19 protein-coding genes and 1 pseudogene are annotated in these 19,575 nt (G+C 71.0%); 10 read left to right on the plus strand and 10 right to left on the minus strand.

The genetic code is table 11. The features are described from left to right. The first annotated feature begins 86 nt into the window (after positions 1 to 86). The 4 genes from OG982_RS01610 to OG982_RS01625 all read left to right on the plus strand — a co-directional run bounded on the left by OG982_RS01610 (position 87) and on the right by OG982_RS01625 (position 3,338). Positions 87 to 719, plus strand: a complete 633-nt coding sequence (locus OG982_RS01610) for a CBS domain-containing protein (protein ID WP_266790440.1) — start codon at positions 87 to 89, stop codon at positions 717 to 719. Between the two features lie 13 nt (positions 720 to 732). Continuing rightward, positions 733 to 1,329: a CBS domain-containing protein gene (locus OG982_RS01615; protein WP_266790438.1), complete on the plus strand. Its 597-nt coding sequence runs from the start codon at positions 733 to 735 to the stop codon at positions 1,327 to 1,329. A 111-nt stretch (positions 1,330 to 1,440) separates the two neighbouring features. Next, positions 1,441 to 2,319 (plus strand): universal stress protein, encoded by an 879-nt coding sequence (locus tag OG982_RS01620; protein WP_266790436.1) that lies wholly within the window; start codon positions 1,441 to 1,443, stop codon positions 2,317 to 2,319. A 26-nt stretch (positions 2,320 to 2,345) separates the two neighbouring features. After that, positions 2,346 to 3,338: a nitroreductase family protein gene (locus OG982_RS01625; RefSeq protein ID WP_266790434.1), complete on the plus strand. Its 993-nt coding sequence runs from the start codon at positions 2,346 to 2,348 to the stop codon at positions 3,336 to 3,338. A 583-nt stretch (positions 3,339 to 3,921) separates the two neighbouring features. Here OG982_RS01625 and nhaA read toward each other — a convergent pair. The 3 genes and pseudogenes from nhaA to OG982_RS01640 form a co-directional block, all read right to left on the minus strand. Continuing rightward, complete coding sequence (nhaA, locus tag OG982_RS01630) at positions 3,922 to 5,241, minus strand: Na+/H+ antiporter NhaA (RefSeq protein WP_266790432.1); 1,320 nt, start codon at positions 5,239 to 5,241, stop codon at positions 3,922 to 3,924. A gap of 557 nt (positions 5,242 to 5,798) precedes the next feature. Further along, a pseudogene (locus OG982_RS01635) lies at positions 5,799 to 7,018 on the minus strand (MFS transporter). 5 nt (positions 7,019 to 7,023) lie between these two features. Then, the gene (locus OG982_RS01640) at positions 7,024 to 8,391 is read right to left on the minus strand and encodes an NAD(P)-binding domain-containing protein (RefSeq protein ID WP_266790426.1); all 1,368 of its coding nucleotides are present in this window, start codon (positions 8,389 to 8,391) and stop codon (positions 7,024 to 7,026) included. A gap of 111 nt (positions 8,392 to 8,502) precedes the next feature. Between OG982_RS01640 and OG982_RS01645 the strand changes: the two genes are divergently transcribed. Both OG982_RS01645 and OG982_RS01650 read left to right on the plus strand, forming a co-directional pair. Continuing rightward, positions 8,503 to 8,868 (plus strand): helix-turn-helix transcriptional regulator, encoded by a 366-nt coding sequence (locus tag OG982_RS01645; protein ID WP_266790424.1) that lies wholly within the window; start codon positions 8,503 to 8,505, stop codon positions 8,866 to 8,868. Then, entirely contained in the window at positions 8,865 to 9,359 is a 495-nt protein-coding gene (locus tag OG982_RS01650) for a GNAT family N-acetyltransferase (RefSeq protein ID WP_266790422.1), read from the plus strand. Before OG982_RS01645 ends, OG982_RS01650 begins: the two co-directional genes overlap by 4 nt. Positions 9,360 to 9,371: 12 nt before the next feature. Here OG982_RS01650 and OG982_RS01655 read toward each other — a convergent pair whose 3' ends face one another. Then, entirely contained in the window at positions 9,372 to 9,797 is a 426-nt protein-coding gene (locus tag OG982_RS01655; RefSeq protein ID WP_266790420.1) for a hypothetical protein, read from the minus strand. 114 nt (positions 9,798 to 9,911) lie between these two features. Between OG982_RS01655 and OG982_RS01660 the strand changes: the two genes are divergently transcribed. Both OG982_RS01660 and OG982_RS01665 read left to right on the plus strand, forming a co-directional pair. Further along, positions 9,912 to 10,142, plus strand: coding sequence for a hypothetical protein (locus OG982_RS01660; RefSeq protein ID WP_266947754.1), 231 nt, complete (start codon positions 9,912 to 9,914; stop codon positions 10,140 to 10,142). Between the two features lie 134 nt (positions 10,143 to 10,276). Then, positions 10,277 to 11,995, plus strand: coding sequence for a GAF domain-containing sensor histidine kinase (locus OG982_RS01665; protein ID WP_266790418.1), 1,719 nt, complete (start codon positions 10,277 to 10,279; stop codon positions 11,993 to 11,995). A 14-nt stretch (positions 11,996 to 12,009) separates the two neighbouring features. On the opposite strand, the gene OG982_RS01670 is transcribed toward OG982_RS01665, so the two are convergent. Both OG982_RS01670 and OG982_RS01675 read right to left on the minus strand, forming a co-directional pair. After that, on the minus strand, positions 12,010 to 12,459 hold the full coding sequence (locus tag OG982_RS01670) for a pyridoxamine 5'-phosphate oxidase family protein (RefSeq protein ID WP_266947756.1): 450 nt from the start codon (positions 12,457 to 12,459) through the stop codon (positions 12,010 to 12,012). A 173-nt stretch (positions 12,460 to 12,632) separates the two neighbouring features. Continuing rightward, positions 12,633 to 12,959, minus strand: a complete 327-nt coding sequence (locus OG982_RS01675) for an STAS domain-containing protein (RefSeq protein WP_266790414.1) — start codon at positions 12,957 to 12,959, stop codon at positions 12,633 to 12,635. Positions 12,960 to 13,214: 255 nt separating this feature from the next. Between OG982_RS01675 and OG982_RS01680 the strand changes: the two genes are divergently transcribed. Next, the gene (locus OG982_RS01680; RefSeq protein ID WP_266790412.1) at positions 13,215 to 13,922 is read left to right on the plus strand and encodes a response regulator transcription factor; all 708 of its coding nucleotides are present in this window, start codon (positions 13,215 to 13,217) and stop codon (positions 13,920 to 13,922) included. 59 nt (positions 13,923 to 13,981) lie between these two features. On the opposite strand, the gene OG982_RS01685 is transcribed toward OG982_RS01680, so the two are convergent. Further along, on the minus strand, positions 13,982 to 14,857 hold the full coding sequence (locus OG982_RS01685) for a universal stress protein (protein ID WP_266790411.1): 876 nt from the start codon (positions 14,855 to 14,857) through the stop codon (positions 13,982 to 13,984). Between the two features lie 236 nt (positions 14,858 to 15,093). Between OG982_RS01685 and OG982_RS01690 the strand changes: the two genes are divergently transcribed. After that, entirely contained in the window at positions 15,094 to 17,454 is a 2,361-nt protein-coding gene (locus tag OG982_RS01690; RefSeq protein WP_266790410.1) for a phosphoketolase, read from the plus strand. A gap of 61 nt (positions 17,455 to 17,515) precedes the next feature. Here the strand turns inward: OG982_RS01690 and OG982_RS01695 are convergent, their stop codons facing one another. Genes OG982_RS01695 through OG982_RS01705 form a run of 3 tightly spaced genes read right to left on the minus strand, consistent with a single transcriptional unit; the run spans position 17,516 to position 19,573 of the window. Next, positions 17,516 to 18,337, minus strand: a complete 822-nt coding sequence (locus OG982_RS01695) for an ABC transporter permease subunit (protein WP_266790409.1) — start codon at positions 18,335 to 18,337, stop codon at positions 17,516 to 17,518. Continuing rightward, complete coding sequence (locus OG982_RS01700; RefSeq protein ID WP_266790408.1) at positions 18,334 to 19,251, minus strand: ABC transporter ATP-binding protein; 918 nt, start codon at positions 19,249 to 19,251, stop codon at positions 18,334 to 18,336. The genes OG982_RS01695 and OG982_RS01700 overlap by 4 nt, the downstream gene beginning before the upstream one ends. Before the next feature lie 37 nt (positions 19,252 to 19,288). Beyond that, positions 19,289 to 19,573 carry a dsRBD fold-containing protein gene (locus OG982_RS01705; protein WP_266790407.1) on the minus strand — a complete coding sequence of 95 codons (285 nt, stop codon included), beginning with the start codon at positions 19,571 to 19,573 and terminating at the stop codon, positions 19,289 to 19,291. Positions 19,574 to 19,575: the final 2 nt, after the last annotated feature.

The raw sequence follows: 19,575 nt of genomic DNA on the forward strand, positions 1-19,575 counted from the left end.
GGACCGCAGCAAAGCCCCGGACGGCCCTGCCCACGAACGGTCGCCCACCATCGCGAATACCGCCCGCGCCATCGAGGAGGAAGGCCATGAAGCACCTGCGCACCGTCGAGGACGTCATGACGCACGCCGTGATCTCCGTCGACCGAGGAACCGCGTTCAAGGACATCGTGGAAGAGCTGCGGATGTGGAACGTCAGCGCGCTCCCCGTCCTTGCCCAGGACGGACAGGTGGTCGGCGTCGTCTCCGAAGCCGACCTGCTGCTCAAGCCCCAAGGCACCGACACGGCCCACGACACCACCGCCGAGCAGCTGATGACCCGCCCGGCCGTGACCGTCACGAAGGACGCCACCATCCCCACCGCAGCACGTCTGATGGCCCGCAGGCACCTCAAGCGCCTCCCTGTGGTCGACGGCGACGGCCGCCTCGTCGGCGTCGTCAGCCGCGGCGACCTGCTCAAGGTCTTCCTGCGCCCGGACGAGGACATCGGCGCCGAGATTCGAGAACTGATCACGTACCAGCTGCTCCCACAACTCCCCGCCGAAGCGCACGTCCACGCGCACGGTCCCGTCGAGGTGCACGTCCACGTGGCAAACGGCATCGTCTACCTCAACGGTTCGCTGCCGGACCCCGCGTTGGAAGACATCGTCGTACGTGCCGCCGGCACCGTACCGGGCGTCGTCGACGTCAAGGCGGATTTCACCGCCCCCGTCTCCGCCTGAAGGCACCACCGCCATGAGGCACCGCAGTGTCGCGGACCTGATGACGCACACGGCCGTCACCGTCCGGCGCACGACCGCGTTCAAGGAGATCGCCCGGCTGCTGAGGGAGTTCGACATCACCGCCATGCCCGTGATCGACGAAGCCGGGCACCCGGTCGGCGTCGTCTCCGAAGCCGACCTTCTCCGTCGACGGCCTGCCGGTGGTGCGGCAACAGCCGAGGACCTGATGACGAGCCCGGCCGTCACGGCCCGACCCGGGTGGAGCGTGGTCCGCGCGGCCCGCATCATGCAGCGGCACCGGGTCAAGCGGCTGCCCGTCGTCGACGAGGAAGGCCGCGTGGTCGGCATCCTCAGTCGCAGCGATCTGATCCAGCTCTTCCTCCGCCGCGACCACGCGATACAGGAAGAAATCCTCGAGGACGTCCTCACCCGGACACTCCACCTCGCTCCTTCGGCCATCACCGTTGAAGTTGACGACGGGCTGGTGACGCTCAGCGGCACCGTGCCGCAGCCTGGCCTGCTGCCCGTGGTGGTGCGCCTCTGCCAGAGCGTCGACGGGGTCGTCGACGTCGACAACAGGCTCACCTCCACCGAGGCCGAACGGAGGTGACTGGGCGAGGAGGGCCGATCGGTCCCCGGTTGGCCCACTCGGACCTTCCCACGGGCAAGGCAAACGGAACAGCCTGAAAGCAGCCGACCACCCGACTCCAGGAGGAACACCATGTCGAACCGGATCACGGTAGGACTGGACGGATCGGGCGCCGGCAGCGCCGCTGCCGACTGGGCCGCGGATGAGGCCGAGCTGCGCGGCGCGGCTCTGGAACTCGTCCACGCGGAGGACTGGGCACAGTACGGGCCCTTCGCTGCTCCGCTCCCCGAACCGCGTCCTCAGTGGGCAGAGGACCTCCTGTCGCTCACGCGGGACCGGCTCCTACGCGAACACCGCACGCTCGACATCACCACCCGCACCACCAAGGGACTCGCGGCCTCCAAGGTCCTCGCCTCGTCCGCAGCAGATGCGGACCTGCTGGTCCTCGGCTCTCGTGGTCTCGGCGCTGTCGCCGGGTTCATCGTGGGCTCGACCGGCTCGGCGACCATCCCCGAGACCGACACGCCCGTCGTCCTCGTGCGCTCGACCGACGGCGAAGACCGGCCGCTCGGGCACGCGGACAATGCTGGAGCGGTGGTGCTCGGAGTGGACCTGCGCAGCAACTGCGACCGGCTCCTCGCCTTCGCGTGCGAGGAAGCGGACCGGCGGGGCTGCCCGCTCGTCGTCGTACACGGCTGGTCGCTCCCGCCGGTCTTCTCCTACGCTCCCGCCCTCGACCCCGGCGTTGAGAAGGAGATGGCCGAGGGACTCGAGACCACGCTCCGTGAGCTGCTGAGTCCCTGGGAGCGGAAGTACCCGCAACTCGCCGTCGACGCACGCATCGTCATCGGCCAGCCTGCCATCCAGATCCTGGACGTCGCGTCCGGCGCGGCACTCGTCGTGGTCGGCCGGCGTATCCGCCGTCCGGCACTCGGCGCCCGCATCGGCCCCATCACCCACGCGGTGATGCACCACGCCACCTCACCTGTCGCCATCGTGGCGCACGACTGAGGCTGCGCATAGACAGGAGCAGTCCAGTGACCACTACATACCTTGACCCCGATACCGTCATCCAGCTCGTCGGCGACGCCGTCACTGCCCCGTCCATGCACAACGCCCAGCCGTGGAAGTTCGTGTTCCATGTCGACAGCGGTGCCCTCGCTCTGTACGGCGACCGGGAACGCGCCATGCCGCGAACGGACCCGAACCACCGTGGCCTCCACCTCGGTTGCGCCGCCGCACTGTTCAACCTGCGCGTGTCCGCAGCCTGGATCGGCCTCCCGGTTCGCGTGCAGCTCTTGCCCGACGACGCCGAACCATGGCTGCTCGCCACGGTGACCCTCGATGAAACGACGGGCGCGGACCGCGAGCTGGCCTCCCTGCACGACGCCATCCGGCGTCGGCACACCAGCCGGTACCCCTTCAGCGAGGAGCCTGTGCCGACCGCACTGCTGGACGGTCTGTGGGCCGCTGCCCACTTGGAGGGCTGCCGGCTCACCGTCCCGGACACCTGGCACATCGACACCGTGCTCGGGCTGGTCCGGGACGCCGAACACCGCGAGGACATCGATCCGCTCGCCCAGGCGGAAACTGCGGCTTGGACCTCCCACACGCAGAGCGCTACAAACACCCGTCGCGATGGCATTCCAGCCGACGCATTCGGCCCCAAGGCTTCCGGTGGCCCCACCCCCGTGCGCGACTTCGGTTGGGCCAATCCCATACCGGACCGCGGCTGGGCTGTGTTCGAGAAGCGGCCGCAGCTGGCTCTGCTGAGCACCGAGGGGGACACGAAAGCCGACTGGTTGCGCGCCGGCCAGGCAATGGAGCGCGTCCTTCTGCAGGCCACCGCTGACGGAATTGCCACGTCGATGACGTCCCATCCCTTGGAATGGCCGGAGCTGCGGTGGACGGTGCGAGACCCGGTCGCGGCCATGGGACACGTGCAGATGGTCTTCCGCCTCGGCTACGGCCCCGCAGGCCCCGACACGCCCCGTCGCCCGCTGACCGAGGTCCTGGAAGTCCGGGAGTAGACCCATGGGCGCCCACTGCGGTTCAGCCTTCCCGAGGGTGGCGGTGTGGTCGGGTACGGCGGTCTGCAACTCCTTGGACGGACGCTCGTAGCCCGTGGACCGCGGCCGCGGCCGCGGCGACAAGGTCAGCGACGGTACCGCCACGTCCGCCCAGGCCGGGAATCGCGTTGGGGGTGCTGCCGCGTAGATGGCGAGGATGTCCCAGCCTCGGGCGCGCAGCAGTGTCGGCCGGGCGCGCAGGCGGGCCAGCGGCCATCGCCAGTCCGGCGGGCAGCAGGGTGAGCAAGCTGTCGGGTACTGGGTGGGGACGGGGCCAGGTGGTGTTACCGGCGGGCGGCTGCGGTCATGGCGAGGCCGGTGATGAGCAGGGCCAAGCCGATGATGAGTATGGGGAAGCCAGGTCCGGGCAGGAAGTACATCGCCACCTCTGCCACCGTCGCACCGGCCGTCATGGCCCGCGGGTTGGTGGCGAGCGCCGACTACCGCTGGGCACTGCCCGGATGCCGGAGCTCGCTGTGGCCGTGCGGATGACCATCGCGGCGATGACGATGACGGGCGCCAGCAGCGAGCATCGCCGCCGGCATCAGCTGGGCAGCCCGTCCGTATGAGCAGTGGTGCCCTCGGCAGCCGTGTCGTGCTGGTAGATATCGGGGATTCCGTCGTTGTCGGCGTCGAGGTTCTCCGCCTCGTACAGGCGCCGGTAGACGGTGTTGCGCCGACGCAGCAGGACGGCTGCAAGGAGGGCGGCGATCAGGGAGGCGACGAGTACGGCGGCTTTTACGTGCTCGGCGCTCTGGCCGTCGGGGAAGGCGAGTTCCCCGATCAGGAGGGCGACGGTGAAGCCGATCCCCGCCAGCACCGACAGGCCGAGGACATCGGCCCAGGCGAGGTCGGGGTTGAGCTGGGCGCGGGTGAAGCGGGCGGCCAGGTAGGTTCCGGCGAAGATGCCCACCGTCTTGCCGACGACCAGGCCGATCACCACGCCGAGGGGCTCGGGGTTGGTGAACACCGCGCCCAGGGCGGGGCCGGAGATGCTCACCCCGGCAGCGAACAGCGCGAACAGCGGCACCGCGATACCGGCGGAGACTGGGTGGGCCAGGTGCGAGACCCGCGAAGCGGGCGAGACGTCCTCGCCTACGTCGCGGGTGGTGCGCAGGATCAGGCCCATGGCGACTCCGGCGACGGTGGCGTGGACGCCGCCGTTGTACATCAGCGCCCAGGTCACTACCCCGAGGGACACGTACCACCACCAGCCGTGCACCCGCAGCCGCTGCAGCAGGTAGAAGAGCACCAGGCCCCCGGCGGCTCCGGCGAGCGCCCACAGGTTCAGATCGGAGGTGAAGAACACCGCGATGATCAGGATCGCACCCAGGTCGTCGACGACGGCGAGGGTGAGGAGGAAGGCGCGCAGCGCGGCCGGCAGGTGCGTGGACAGCACCGCCAGGACCGCCAGGGCGAACGCGATGTCCGTGGCCATCGGGACCGCCCAGCCCGCACTGCTGCCGCCGCCCGCCGTGGTGGTGGCCAGGTAGAGGGCGGCGGGTACGGCCATCCCGCACAACGCGGCGATGACCGGCAGCGCGGCTGTGGCCGCGGTGCGCAGCTCACCGACGACCAGCTCGCGCTTCAGCTCGATCCCGGCCACGAGGAAGAACACGGCCAGCAGCCCGTCCGCCGTCCAGTGCCCCACCGACAGATCCAGGCCGAGGGCCGGTATCCCGAAGTGGAAGTCGCGCACGGACGCGTATGCCGCGCTCCACGGGCTGTTGGCCCAGATCAGCGCGAGGACGGCCGCACCGAGGAGGACCAGGCCGCCGACGGTCTCGGTGCGCAGGGCGCGGGTGATCGCCTTCCGTTCTGGCAAGGGCAGCAGTCCGAGGAAAGGGGAGCGGGTGCCGGCCATGGCAGTGGCCTCCGGTATGTCGACGACGAGAGGGCACACTGCCCCCAGGACGCCGACCAGACTTCCCGGCACACCGCGCGCCAGCTCTTGACGCGTTCTTTACACCGTATCCACCCGAGGGCAGGCTGTCTGCCCCGGACGCCTCCGCAAGATCACAACGGTGTCAGGCTGTCATCAGTCCTGGCGTAAGGCGCAACACCATGCAGCGATGGCGGCGAGCACGAGTGCGGCGGCTACGTAGAGCTCGGGCCGCTCGGCGGGCATCGTGTAGAAGACAGCGCCCGCGATCGCGGGGATCGCGCCCTCACCGGCAGGGGCGAGGCCAGACAGCGAGCGGGGTGGCGGGTCACCGCGGGTCAGGACCCGGCAGGCGAGGCGTGGTGCAGGCGCGTACGGAGCGTTTCGGCGTGTGGCCGGCTGAGCCCGGAGTTTGTCGAATTGTTCGGTGGCGGCCTGCTCGTACTCGCGCACACGCCGCAGCAGGGCCTCGCGCTCGCCGTGTCGAGGCCGGGCAAGGCTGAACTGCTCTGCACCGAGCAGCCCGGCGGAGCACGGGGTCATGTGGGCAGGCGGGGCGGGCGGGTTCCGAGGCTGGTGACGGCAGCCACGGCGGAGAGAGCGGCGAGGAGTACGAACAGGGCGGGGTAGCCGCCGAGCGGTGCGGCGAGGGCGGCGCCGGCGAAGGGGGCGAGGGCGGCCGCGGTGTGGGCTGGTGCGGCAAGGAGCCCGGAGAGACGGCCGTAGTGGGTGGTGCCCCAGCGGTCGGTGACGGCAGTGGCCTGGAGGAGGGTGAGGTTGCCGCGGACTGTTCCCGCGACCACGGCGAGTGCGACCAAGAGTGCGTAGGCCCGGCGATGACCCCGAGAGCGGCGGTGGTGAGGCCGCCGAGGCCGACCAGTGCGGTGGTGCGGGTGGTGGTGCCGGTGCGGCGGGCCAGGGTGGCGTAGAGGGTGCGGCCGAGGGTCTGTCCGGCGCCGCCGAGTCCGAGGGCCCAGGCGGCTTGGGAGGTGGTGTAGCCGCGTTCGAGCAGGAGGGGCACGAGTCCCATCACGACGGCGTACATCGCGAACCCGGAGAGGGCGAAGGTGGCGGCCAGCATCCCGAACGCCCTGCTGCGCACCGCGGAATCGCTGCCGTCGGCGGCATGGGCGGGGCCTTTGGCGGCGGGCGGCCAGGGGGCTTTGAGCGCGAGGGCGTGGGCGGGGATCGTAACGAGGGTGAGGATCGCGGCGAGCGCGGTGTAGGTGCCGCGCCAGGACATGTGGTCGGCGAGGACGGCGGTCAGGGGTGCGTAGAGCGTGGAGGCGAGGCCGCCTGCGAGGGTGACGATGGTCAGGGCGTGGATGTGGTCGGGGCCCCACCAGCGGGTGAGGGCGGCGAAGGCGGGCTGGTAGAAGGTGGCGGCCATCGCCGCTCCGGCCAGCAGCCACCCTGCGGAGAAGACGGCGAGGTTGGGGGCGGCGGCCACGGTGAGCAGGCTGAGCACGCCGAGGACGGAGCCGGCGGTCATGACGAGGCGGGGGCCGCGGTGGTCCAGGACGCGGCCGACGTAGATGCCGGTGAAGGCGGAGACGAGGAGGGCGGCGGAGAACGCGGCGGTGGTGGCGCCCGCGCTCCAGCCGGTGTCGGCGGTGATGGCGGGGTTCAGGACGGGGAAGGCGTAGTAGAGGATTCCCCAGCTGGTGATCTGGGTGACGCACAGGGCGGGCAGTGCGGCGCGTGGCCGAGACCGGACCCCCGTCCCGGTCGCGGCCACGCCGGCCTCGGTGTGCGGCATGTTGTTCAGCAGCCGCCGGAAGAGGGGGCGGGGGCGCCGACGGTGAGGGTCGCGGGCGCCGCGCAGCAGCCGCCTCCGCTGGTCTCTTCGGCGGCCGCGGGCTGGTCGAAGAGGCCGGCGCCGCCGCAGACTCCGGTCTCGGGGAGGGTGAGTTCGACGCGTTCGGCGGCTTCCTGGTCGCCGGCGAGGTGGGCGGCGATGGAGCGGACCTGCTCGTAGCCGGTCATGGCGAGGAAGGTCGGGGCGCGGCCGTAGGACTTCATGCCGACGAGGTAGACGCCCTGTTCGGGGTGGGACAGCTCGTTCACGCCGTGCGGGTAGACGGTGCCGCACGAGTGCTGGTTCGGATCGATCAGCGGCGCGAGCTCGACCGGTGCCTGGAGGCGCTCGTCCAGGCCCAGGCGCAGCTCGGAGACGAAGGACAGGTCGGGACGCAGGCCGGTCAGGACGATGACCTCGTCGACCGCGTCGAGGCGGCGGCCGTCCTCGGCGACCAGGATCAGGCGGCCGTCGCTGTCGCGCTGGATGGCGTCGGTGCGGAAGCCGGTGACGGCGTCGGCGTAGCCGTTGTCGACGGCGGCCTTGGCGGCCAGGCCGAGGGCTCCGCGGGCGGGGAGCTGGTCGGCGCTGCCGCCGCCGAAGGTGGAGCCGGAGATACCGCGGCGCAGGATCCAGGTGGCATGTGTGCCGGTGGCGTCCTCGGCCTTGGCGAGGTCGGCGAGGTAGGCCAGCGCGGTGAAGGCGGAGGCGCCCGAGCCGATGACGGCGGTGCGCTTGCCCGCGTACCGGGTCCGGGTGGCCGGGTTCTTGAGGTCGGGGATGCGGTAGGAGATCCGGTCGCCTGCAGCCTTCTCGCCGAGGGCGGGCAGGCCGTCGCCGCCGATGGGGCTCGGGGTGGACCAGGTGCCGGAGGCGTCGATGACGGCGGAGGCCAGGATGCGCTCCTCGGTGCCGTCCGCGTTCGCGATGCGCACGGTGAAGGGCTGCTGCTCGCGGTCGGCGTCCACGATCCGGTCGCGGCCGAGGCGGGAGACGCCGGTGACGGTGGCGCCGTAGCGGACCCTTTCCCCTAGGACGTCGGCGAGGGGCTGGAGGTAGAGGGCGGCCCAGTCGGCGCCGGAGGGGTACGTCGCGCCGTCGGGTGCCGTCCAGCCGGTAGGGGCCAGAAGCTTCTCGGCGGCCGGGTCCACGAGCTCGGACCAGGTGGAGAACAGCCGAACGTGACCCCATTCGCGTACCGCGGTGGCGGCGGCTGCTCCGGATTCCAGGACCAGGGGCTTGATGCCGCGCCCGGTGAGGTGGGCTGCGGCCGCCAGGCCGGCGGGGCCGGCTCCGATCACGGCGACGGGCAGGGCTTCAGTGGATGCGTTCACGACGGCTCCCCAATTGATTCGACGTCTGTCGATGTCCTGACCTAAAGAGTGCACCTGGTATCGACATTCGTCAACATAGACATCTGTCGAAGCCTGAAGGATGATGGAGGCATGTCCACTGTGAAGGTGTTGCCGCTGCTGGAGCCGGAGGCCGCGGCCCCGTGCTGCCCGCCCCTGACCGAGCGCCCACTGACGGCCGAGGAGGCCGAACGGACCGCCCTGATGTTCAAGGCCCTCGGCGACCCGGTACGCCTGCGCCTGTTCTCCGCCGTCGCCTCCCACGAGGGCGGTGAGGCGTGCGTGTGCGACATCTCCGACGTCGGCGTCTCCCAGCCCACCGTCTCCCACCACCTGAAGAAGCTCCGCGAGGCGGGCCTGCTCTCCTCCGAACGGCGCGGGACCTGGGTGTACTACCGGGTCGAACCGACCATCCTCGCGGCCATGGGCCAGCTCCTCACCCGCGCGGCCACCGCGTGAGCATCACCATCACGCCGCTGACCGACGGGCACGCTGACGAGGTCCTGGCGATCTACCAGGCGGGTATCGACGAGGGCAACGCCACCTTCGAGACCACCGCCCCGACCTGGGCCGAGTTCGACGCGGCGAGGCTACCCGAGCACCGCTTCGCCGCGCTCGACACCGACGGCAAGGTGCTCGGGTGGGTTGCCGCCACCCGGGTCTCCGACCGTTGCGCGTACGCGGGCGTTGTCGAGCACTCCGTCTATGTCCACCCCGGCGCCCGGGGCCGCGGTGTCGCCGGGCAGCTCCTGGCGGCGCTGGTGGAGTCGACCGAGGCCGCAGGGATCTGGACGATCCAGTCCGGGGTCTTCCCTGAGAACGCCGCCAGCCTCGCCGTCCACGCGCGGGCCGGATTCCGGGTCATCGGCACCCGCGAGCGCATCGGCCGCCATCACGGCGCCTGGCGGGACGTGGTCCTGCTGGAGCGCCGCAGCGCCAGCGTCACGTGAGGTCTGTTCCTCTCACCTGCCGGTCGGTGCTGGAGGCTGTTCGGCCCGGTCCTGATCAATTGCGTCGCCTTTGTCGAGAGCCCGGTTCCAGGCCTCGCTGTGGATCTGCAAGTCCTCCGGGGGCAGTTCGAGGTCCCCGTGGACGCGCACGGTGCTGGTGTCCCACGGCCGTCGCCCGTCGTGGCGCTGGGTGAGCAAGACGCCGAGCGCCGATGATTCCTCGGTCCGGCCGGTGCGATTGGTGACCTCATGGTGGCGAAGCTGCACGCAGGCGGTGAACGCCGCTTGAACGTCACGGTCGAAGCGGGTCGCGGCGCCGACGATGAGTGTCGTTCGTAAGAGCCCTCTTGAAACCCGCACGTTGTGCGAGGCGCTTCCGAGAGTCTTGCCCGCATGGATTTGACGCCGAATCAGGCGGCATAGGCGGTAGAACCTCACGACTGCCCGAACTCTGACGCGCCCGCCGGCAGCGCCTTCCGTAATCGTGGCGGGAAGACCGCCGCGAGGTACCACACCCCGCGCTGCGTCCTCGTCCCCGCATCCCGCGAGGAAGTGGAGATCCCTGTCCACGCCGACCGGCTCCCCGGCGACGCGTGGACGCAGGGCCCCGCACTCGCGACCGTGCCCGCGCCCCGCACCGAGCGGCCGGTACGGATCGGGTACGCCCGCACCTCGACCGCCCGGCAGGAGCTGGCGAGCCAGCTCGAAGCCCTGCGCCGGGCGGAGTGCTGGCGTCACGGCGGATTGCCGCCTGCAGATCGATCTTGCCTCGGCGTGTCGTGATCCCCTCGTCCTGTCGGCGTTCCCGCTCGCGCATCCGGCTGGCAGCGGCGACCCCTGGCCCGCCGCTCCCCGCCCTGCAAGGCCGGGCTGTCGATACGCTGGCCCGCACGGGGCGGGCAGCGAAGGGGAATCACGTGGGTGTGGGGGATCCGTTGACGCAAGTGCCTCGGCTGCGGCTGGACGAGCTGCTCGACGAGCTCCAAGCGCGTATCGACGCCGTACGCGGCACCCGCGACCGGGTGCACAATCTGCTGGAGGCCGTCGTCTCGGTGGGCCGGGAGCTGGATCTGGCCCAGGTGCTACGGCGGATCGTGGAGGCAGCGGCCCTGCTCGTGGACGCCGACTACGGGGCGCTGGGGGTCATCGGCCCCGACGGCCGCACCCTGTCGCAGTTCCTGACCGTGGGGCTCGACGAGGAGGCCATCGCCGAAATCGGTCCCCTGCCGGCCGGTCACGGTCTGCTCGGGGAGGTCATCCACCACCCGGAGCCCTTGCGCCTCACCGATCTCGGCGCGCACACCTCGTCGTACGGCTTTCCGCCGCACCACCCGCCGATGCGCACGTTTCTCGGCGTGCCGATCCGGGTGCGGGACGAGGTGTTCGGGAACCTCTATCTGACCGACAAGCGGGGCGGCGTCGATTTCGACACCGAGGACGAGACGGTGATCTCCACCCTCTCGGTGGCGGCGGGCGTGGCGATCGACAACGCGCGGCTGTACGAGGGGTCGCAGCGCCAGCAGCGGTGGCTCAAGGCCAATGCGGAGATCACCGAGAGCCTGCTGTCGGGCAGTTCCCGTCCGGCGGTGCTGGAGCTCATCGCCCTCCGGGCCCAGGAGATCACGGGCGCCCGGATCTCGGACATCTCCATGCCGGTTCCCGGCGCCGAGGGCTTGTTCGTGGAGTTCGCGGCCGGTGCGGACAGCAAGGCCCGGCAGGGACTCGTCGTCCCCTTCGCGGGATCCCTCTCGGGAACCGCTCACCGGACCGGGCAACCCGTGGCGGTCGTTCACGCCTCGGACGACGACCGCTATCCGGCCGATGCCCAGACACAGGGCGGGCTGGGTCCTGCCGTCGCGGTCCCGCTGGGCACCGCCGGAGGAGAGAGTAGGGGCGTGCTCCTCCTCGCGCGCGCAGCCGGCGAGCCCGTCTTCGGCGAGAACGAGTTGGAGCCGCTCGTCGCCTTCGCGGGTCAGGCAGCAATCGCCTTGGAGCTGGCGGAGCGGCGACGTGACGCCGAGCAGATAGCACTGCTGGAGGAGCGCGACCGGATCGCGAGAGACCTGCACGACCTGGCCATCCAGCGGCTCTTCGCCACGGGAATGACCCTCCAGAGCGCCGCACGGCTCGTCGAGCACGAGGGGGCCGCCGAGCGCATTAGCCGTGCGGTCGACGACCTGGACGAGACCATCAAGATCATCCGATCGACGATCTTCGGTCTGCGCACCAAGGACCGTGGGAGCGGACCGGGTCTGCGGGCCCGCGCCGCCCGGGCCGTGGGCGACGCGGCCACCACCCTCGGCCATCCGCCGCGCCTGAGCATGGAGGGCCTGCTCGACACGGACGTCCCGTCCGAGGTGGCCGACCACGTCATGGCGGCGCTGGGCGAGCTCCTGAGCAACGCCGCCCGCCACGCGGGGGCGACCCGGGTCGCCGTGGCCCTCAAGGCGGACCCGGGCGAGGTCGTACTGACGGTCTCCGACAACGGCAGGGGCATCCCGGCACAGGGCCGCCGGAGCGGTCTGCTCAACCTCGACGACCGGGCGCGGGGCCTGGGCGGGTCCTTCACCGTGGACACCCCCGGCGAGGGGGGCAGCCGGCTCGTCTGGCGGGCGCCGCTCCCCACCGGGAGCTGACGGTCCCGACGCGATCATCCCAGTGCAGTCGGCTCCGGCAGCGTCCGCTCCGCCTCCAGCCGGAATCCGGCGACGAGGTCGGGACGGATCCGCAGGGCTCGGGTCATGGGGCGTCCCACCCAGGGACGCAGCAGGGAGGCGACCCGGGCCGCCTCGTCGGCGTCGGTCACCGGGCACGCGTAGCCGGTGATGACGACGCTCCAGCCGAAGTGGGTGACGGGATCGATGGCGTCCGCTTCGTAGGCGACGACCGCACCGGGGACATCGGCGGGGGCCGCGAGGGAGGCGAGTGCCCCGTCGTCGTGGATCCGCACGATGATGTCCCCGCCCTCGACGAGATGGTTGACCGGACGGACGGCGGGCAGCGCGTGCCGCGTGAAGACGATGCGCCCCAGGGACACCGTCGCCACGAGCCTGAGCGCCTCGGCCCTGTCGAGCTCGCGCATGCGCCGGGTGGCCGTCATCTCGCCATCCTGACCGTCGGGGCGCCGTATGCCGCCGGCCTGGTCCATGCTGCGCACCTTCATCCGGTATCGATCGGTTCTTGCGGCTTCCGAGTCACCAGCCTCTCTCGATCACCACGAGAACCAGGGCCCAACGGTCCCGAACCGGGCCCCGGTTTCGGACACCGCCCTGGTCAAGCCACCACGAGCCGCAGCTCGCGGTCGGCGCCGAGCACCCGCATCGACTTGGCCACCAGAGGCGGCACGCCGCACAGCCGGAACCGGGTTCCGGCCGAGTAGCAGCGGTGGTGCACGCGCAGGAAGAGGTCGATGCCCGCGCTGTCGCAGAAGGAGATCCCGGACAGGTCGAGGACGAGGCTGCGGTGACCGTATGCGGCGAGGGCGGTGAGCCGGGGTTCTACCTGCCGCGCCGTGTGGAAGTCGAGTTCTCCTGCCAAGGTGCCGCGCACGTCGCCGTCGCTCCTCACTGCGGTCTTCAGATCGATCAAGGTAGTCGTCATGGAACCTCCACGCTGCGTGCGGCTCTGCGGTCGAGCCGCCCCTCTCCCCGTGCGGCACCAGCTCACCGCACGCGGTCCGGCCCCGGGAAGGTCCACATGCCCCCCGCGCAGGGCCGAAGGTCCCTGTCCCCGGGTGCCCCGTCGCGCGGGTAAGGGCCGGATGAGGGCCGATCGGCCCTGTCCGTTCGGCCCCTTCGGCAGGCAGGATGCGGGAGTTCGTCTTCTCAGGACGAACCCAGGCGAAGGAGTTGTGTCATGACCGACAGCAGTGGCCCTTCCCCCACCAGGACGCCGATCACGGTCTTCCTCCTCGACGACCACGAGGTCGTACGCCGAGGGGTGCACGACCTGCTGGACGCGGAGCCCGACCTGAACGTGGTCGGTGAGGCGGGCACGGCGGAACAGGCCCTGATCCGCATCCCCGCGCTGCGTCCCCAGGTGGCGGTCCTCGACGTACGGCTCCAGGACGGTGACGGCGTGAGCGTGTGCCGTGAGCTGCGCTCGCGGATGCCCGACCTGGCCTGCCTGATGCTCACCTCGTTCGACGACGAGGAGGCCCTGCTGGACGCCGTGATGGCGGGCGCCTCCGGTTACGTGTTGAAGCAGATCACCGGGACAGACCTGGTCACCGCCGTCCGCACGGTCGCGGCCGGCCAGTCCATGCTCGATCCCGGAGCCACGACCCGGCTGATGGCTCGCATGCGCGGTGACGTGCCGAAGGAGAAACAGGTCCCGGGGCTGCCCGGCTTCACCGACCGCGAGAAGGAGGTCCTCGTCCTGGTCAGTGAGGGGCTCACCAACCGGGAAATCGGCAAACGGATGTACCTCGCGGAGAAGACCGTCAAGAACATCATCTCGCGCTTGTTCACCAAACTGGGCGTGGAGCGCCGCGTCCAAGCCGCCGTGATCGCCAGTCATACTCTGATCCCGCCGAGCCAGCGCCCCGTCCCGACCCCGGAATAGCCGGCGGCCGGGCACGCTGTACCTCCGCGTGCCAGCCCTCCGCCCTGGCCCGGGCCGGATCAGGCGTGCGGGACCACCGCGACAGGACAGACCGCGTGGTGCAGGACGGCATGGGCCACGGACCCGATGCGTGCCCCCACCGCCGATTCGCGGACCCGGCGGCCCACGACGAGCAGCTGCGCGTCCGACGCGGCGCTGAGCAGCACCTGGCCACCGCTGCCCTGTTCCACGTGCGCGATGACTTCGACCGCCGGGTACTTCAGCCGCCACGGCTCCAGCGCCTGCTCCAGCGCGGCCTTCTCGTACGGCTCCAGGCCACCGAACTGGTCGGCGATCCACATCGACCCGGGACTGTAGCCGTAGACCGGCGGCAGGCTCCAGGCACGGACCGCACGGAGCGGCACCCTGCGTGCCGCGGCCGCCTCGAAGGCGACGCGCAGCACCTCGGCGGACTCCTTCACGCCGCCCTGCTGTCCGACGACGACCTCGCCCTCTTCCGGCATGGCCACCGGCCTGCCGTGCGCGGAGCGCACGGAGACCACGGGGCACTCGGCGGCGGCGATCACCTGCCGACCGTATGAGCCAAGCAGGAAACCGACCAGGGCTCCGTACCCGCGCGAGCCGACGACCAGGATCTCAGCGCCCTTGGCGGCGTGCAGCAGGGCCGGCACGGGCGCGTCGGAGAGCACCTCCGCGGTGAGGGCCAGCCCCGGGTACCGGCGGGTGAGCTCGTCCTCCACCTCCTTCAGGACGTCGTCGGCGCGGCGGGCTTCGGTGCCCCGGTCCTGGACGATCGGGGCTGCGAGCGGCTGCCACAGCCAGGCGTGGACCACGTGCAGGGGCAGGTCACGCCGTACGGCTTCCCGTGCGGCCCAGTCCGCCGCGGCCCGGCTCTGAGGGGATCCGTCCACTCCGACAACCAGGGTGCGCTTCACGAGTCTGTCCTCCGTACCGATGCCGGGGCATCGAGGTCGGTCGTCAGGGGAGCGGCGCCGGCCGGGGGGACCGGCGCCGCTGACCTCACCCTCCCGGCTGAACGCCGTGGCACACAGGGGCCAACAGTCCCTCCCCCAGGGCCGGTCCTCCCCTCGCGGCGCCGACCCGGGGAAGGCAGTGTGGAGGCATCGGCTCAGTCGACGAACGTCCCGGACCGTCGCACACAGGAGCGGGCATGACCTCGCATCCCATCCCGGAACTCGACGCGCACTGGCGCGCCGCCAACTACCTCGCAGTCGGCCAGATCTACCTCATGGACAACCCCCTGCTCACCGAGCCGCTGAGGCCCGAGCACATCAAGCCACGACTGCTCGGCCACTGGGGCACCTCCCCCGGCCTGAACCTCATCCACACCCACCTCAACCGCGTGATCAAGGACCGCTCGCTGGACGCCCTGTGTGTCTGGGGCCCGGGCCACGGAGGCCCCGCCGTCCTCGCCAACTCCTGGCTGGAAGGCACGTACACCGAGACTTACCCGGACATCACGCGGGACGCGGCCGGCATGGCGAAGCTCTTCCGGCAGTTCTCCTTCCCCGGCGGCGTGCCGAGCCACGTGGCCCCCGAGACGCCCGGCTCCATCCATGAAGGCGGAGAGCTCGGATACGCCCTCGCCCACGCCTACGGAGCCGCCTTCGACCACCCCGGCCTGCTGGTCGCCTGCGTCATCGGGGACGGCGAGGCCGAGACGGGGCCGCTGGCGGCGTCCTGGCACTCGAACAAATTCCTCGACCCGGTCCACGACGGCGCGGTCCTGCCGATCCTGCACCTGAACGGCTACAAGATCGCCAATCCGACGGTGCTGTCCCGGATCCCTGAGGACGAGCTCGATGCGCTGCTGCGCGGTTACGGGCACGATCCGCTGTACGTGACCGGAAGCGACCCCGCCCAGGTCCATCACGCCATGGCCCGCGCCGTGGACCACGCCGTGGACCGCATCGCGCTCATCCAGCAGGAAGCCCGGACAGCGGGTACCGGCCCGCAGCGCGAGCGCGCACGCTGGCCGATGATCGTGCTGCGCACCCCCAAGGGCTGGACCGGCCCCGCGACCGTCGACGGCGACCCGGTAGAGGGCACGTGGCGGGCTCACCAGGTCCCGCTCGCCGGAGTACGCGAGAACCCCGCCCACCTCCGACAGTTGGAGGACTGGCTGCGCTCGTACCGGCCACAGGAGCTCTTCGACGCCGACGGGCGCCCCACCGAGCAGGTCCTGGCGTGCGTCCCGCAGGGCGAGCGCCGCCTGGGCGCCGTCCCGTACGCGAACGGCGGCCGGCTGTTGCGACCGCTCCCGCTGCCCCCGCTTGACGCGCACGCCGTCCCGGTCGACAAGCCGGGGCGCACCCTCCACGAACCGACGCGCGTCCTGGGACGCTTCCTCACCCGGGTCATGCACGACACCGCCGCTCGGCGTGACTTCAGGGTCGTCGGACCGGATGAGACCGCCTCGAACCGGCTGGACGACCTGTACGACGCCACCGGCAAGGCCTGGCAGGGCATGACGGAGGCGACGGACCGCAACCTGTCCCGCGATGGCCGCGTCATGGAGATCCTGTCCGAACATGTCTGCCAGGGCTGGCTGGAGGGCTACCTCCTCACCGGCCGCCACGGACTCTTCTCCACCTACGAAGCCTTCGCGCACATCGTCGACTCCATGGTCGGCCAGCACATCAAGTGGCTTAAGACCTCAAGCGAGTTGTCCTGGCGGGCCCCGATCTCCTCTCTCAACTACCTGCTCACCTCGCACGTCTGGCGCCAGGACAACAACGGCTTCTCCCACCAGGACCCCGGATTCGTCGACCACGTCCTCAACAAGAGCCCCGAGGTCGTACGGGTCTACCTGCCACCGGACGCCAACACCCTCCTCGCCGTCGCCGATCACGCCCTGCGCAGCCGCGATCAGGTCAACGTGATCGTCGCCGGCAAGCAGCCCTGCTTCGACTGGCTGCCGATCGACGAGGCCCGCACCCACGTGACGCGCGGCGCAGGCGTCTGGGAGTGGGCGGGAACCGACCACGGCTCCCGCGAACCGGACGTCGTACTCGCCTGCGCCGGTGACGTGCCCACCATGGAGGTGCTGGCCGCAGCGGCCCTGCTCCGCGAGCACCTCCGCTCGCTGGCCGTCCGCGTCGTCAACGTCGTCGACATCGCCCGGCTCATGCCCCACGAGGAACACCCCCACGGCATGACGGACGCCGAGTACGACGCCCTCTTCACCACCGACAAGCCGGTGATCTTCGCCTACCACGGCTACCCGTGGCTCATCCACCGCCTCGCCTACCGCCGGACCGGCCACCCCAAGCTGCACGTCCGCGGCTACAAGGAGTCCGGCACCACAACCACCCCCTTCGACATGGTCGTGCGCAACGACATGGACCGCTACCGGCTCGTCATGGACGTCATCGACCGCGTCCCCGGCCTCGCCGGTCGCGCCGAGGGACTCCGCCAGGCCATGGCCGACCAGCGCATCCGCCACCACAGCTGGATCCGCGAGCACGGCACGGACCTGCCGGAGGTCGCAGGCTGGTCCTGGCCGCACTGAGGCCACTGCGGACTAGGGCACGGGGTCGGCCGCTGCTCCGGCCTCTCGACCGCAGCTGCGCTCACGGCGCGAGGTCTCGGCGTTGGAGCAGCAGGTGAGCCAGCAGGATGCCCAGCACTCCCGTTCCGACAAGGATCCCGAGCTGGGGCCAGAGCACGTCGCCTTCGGCCAGCGCGTCGCCGGGGGCGTAGTAATGGAACGGGCTGAGGAACCTCAGCGATGCTGCCGGCGACCAGGCCAGCGCGATGAAGTTGATGGCGAATCCTACGGCTCCGATCGCGATGGTCGCGCCGACCACCTGTGCCCGCCGTCGTCCCGCCGCCGATACGGCCATTGCCGGCCCGATCAGGCACAGGGCGAAGCCGAGTCCCATGACCCCCGCGGCGAACACCCCGCCGATCGGCACCGCACCGTGGATGGCCGGTGACAGCGCCACCCCCACCGCGACCGTGAGGGTTGCCGCCAGGTTCAGGGCCAGCGCCGCGAGCACCAGCGCGGCGGTCCGCTCCGTCAGCAGCCGGGAACGGCTGATGGGACGCACCATGACGAGTTCCACCGTCCCGGATTCCACGTCCGCGGCCACGGCGGCCGCAGCAAGCGATCCGATCGCGGTGAGCTGCATGGCGATCCAGAACGGGTGGGTGAGACCGGCGCCCAGCAGCCCGGGGTAGCTGGCGATCGACACGTCGCCGCTGGACCCGCTGAAGGCCCGGTACGCCGAGGGCGGTCCCTTCCCGCCCGCGGAGAAGAGCTGCCCCGGAGGAATCGCGTTGGCGACCACCACGATGAGCGCCTCGAAGACGACCATCCCGACGAGCAGGGCAGCCAGCATCCGGCGCCGCCGGTACAGGGCGAGCCACAGCAGCGGCCACTGTCGTCTCACGGCTCCTCCCGCCCGGCGCCGTTGCGGTACAAGTCCATGAATGCCTCGTCCAGCCCGGCCTCTTCCACCGTGACGTCGGCGACCGTCATGTCGAGCAGTGTGCGCAGGGCGCTCACCACCTCGCTCGGTGGCACGAGCAGCTCCACCCGGTCCCCCTGCCAACGTGGAGCCCAACGTTCTGCGCCGCCCAATGGCCGTGGCCCCTGCCCGTCCACGAAGGACAGCCTGATCCGCCTGGCGCGGGCCTCGCGCAGGCCGGCCACGCTCTGGACCGTGACGAGCCGTCCCTCCCGGATGATCGCCACCCGACCGCACGTGCGCTGCACCTCGGGCAGGATGTGGCTGGAGAGCAGGACGGTGCGTCCCGCGGCGGACGCCTCGCCCAGCAGCGCAAAGAACGTCTCCTGGACCAACGGGTCGAGGCCCTCGGTCGGTTCGTCGAGCACCACCAGGTGCGGATCGTGCTGCATCGCCTGCACCAGCCCGAGCTTCTGCTTCATACCCCGCGAGTAACCCCCGACGGGGCGGCCGAGGATCGCGGGTGTCAGGCCCAGCCGGTCGCACAGCTCGCCGCGGCGGGGCACAGGAGCTCCCTGCAGTGCGGACAGGAGATCGAGTGTTTCCGCTCCGGAGAGTTCCGGGTACAGGCGCAGTTCGCCCGGCAGGTACCCCAGCTGTGGGGCCACCCGGCGGTGATCGGCGATCGGGTCCAGCCCGAGTACTCTTACGCATCCCTCGCTCGGCCGGAGGAGCCCGGTCAGGCACCGCAGCGTGGTCGTCTTTCCCGCGCCGTTCGGCCCGAGGAAGCCGAACACCTCACCTGGTCTCACGGTGAGGCTCAGGCCGTCGATTCCCATCACCGGCCCGTACCTCTTGGTCAGTCCGGTCAGCTCGATCGCCGGCCCGTCACCCATGGGTCCAGTCTGAGCCTGCTGCCGGAGGCCCGCCCGCTCACCCAAGGTCGTAGGCGGGGAGAGGAGCGTGCCGAGGTGCGGTCCCTGCTGCTGCCATGTCGCCGTAGGCGGTGCGCTTGAGCTGCAGCGCCAGGTTCTCCAGCGCTCGGGCGGTCGCGAGTTCGTCGCCGATCTCGGGCACGTCCTTGTCCGTGGGGTTGCAGCGCGCGGTGCCGTGGCCGGTGAGGTGGGTGGTTCCGGTGTCGAGTTCGATGCGGACCTTGGTCGTGTGCTCTTCCTCGAAGAGGTAGACGTGGGTCTTCCATTCGGCCGTATGCGACATGG

This window comes from Streptomyces sp. NBC_01551 (assembly GCF_026339935.1).
Lineage (GTDB): Bacteria > Actinomycetota > Actinomycetes > Streptomycetales > Streptomycetaceae > Streptomyces.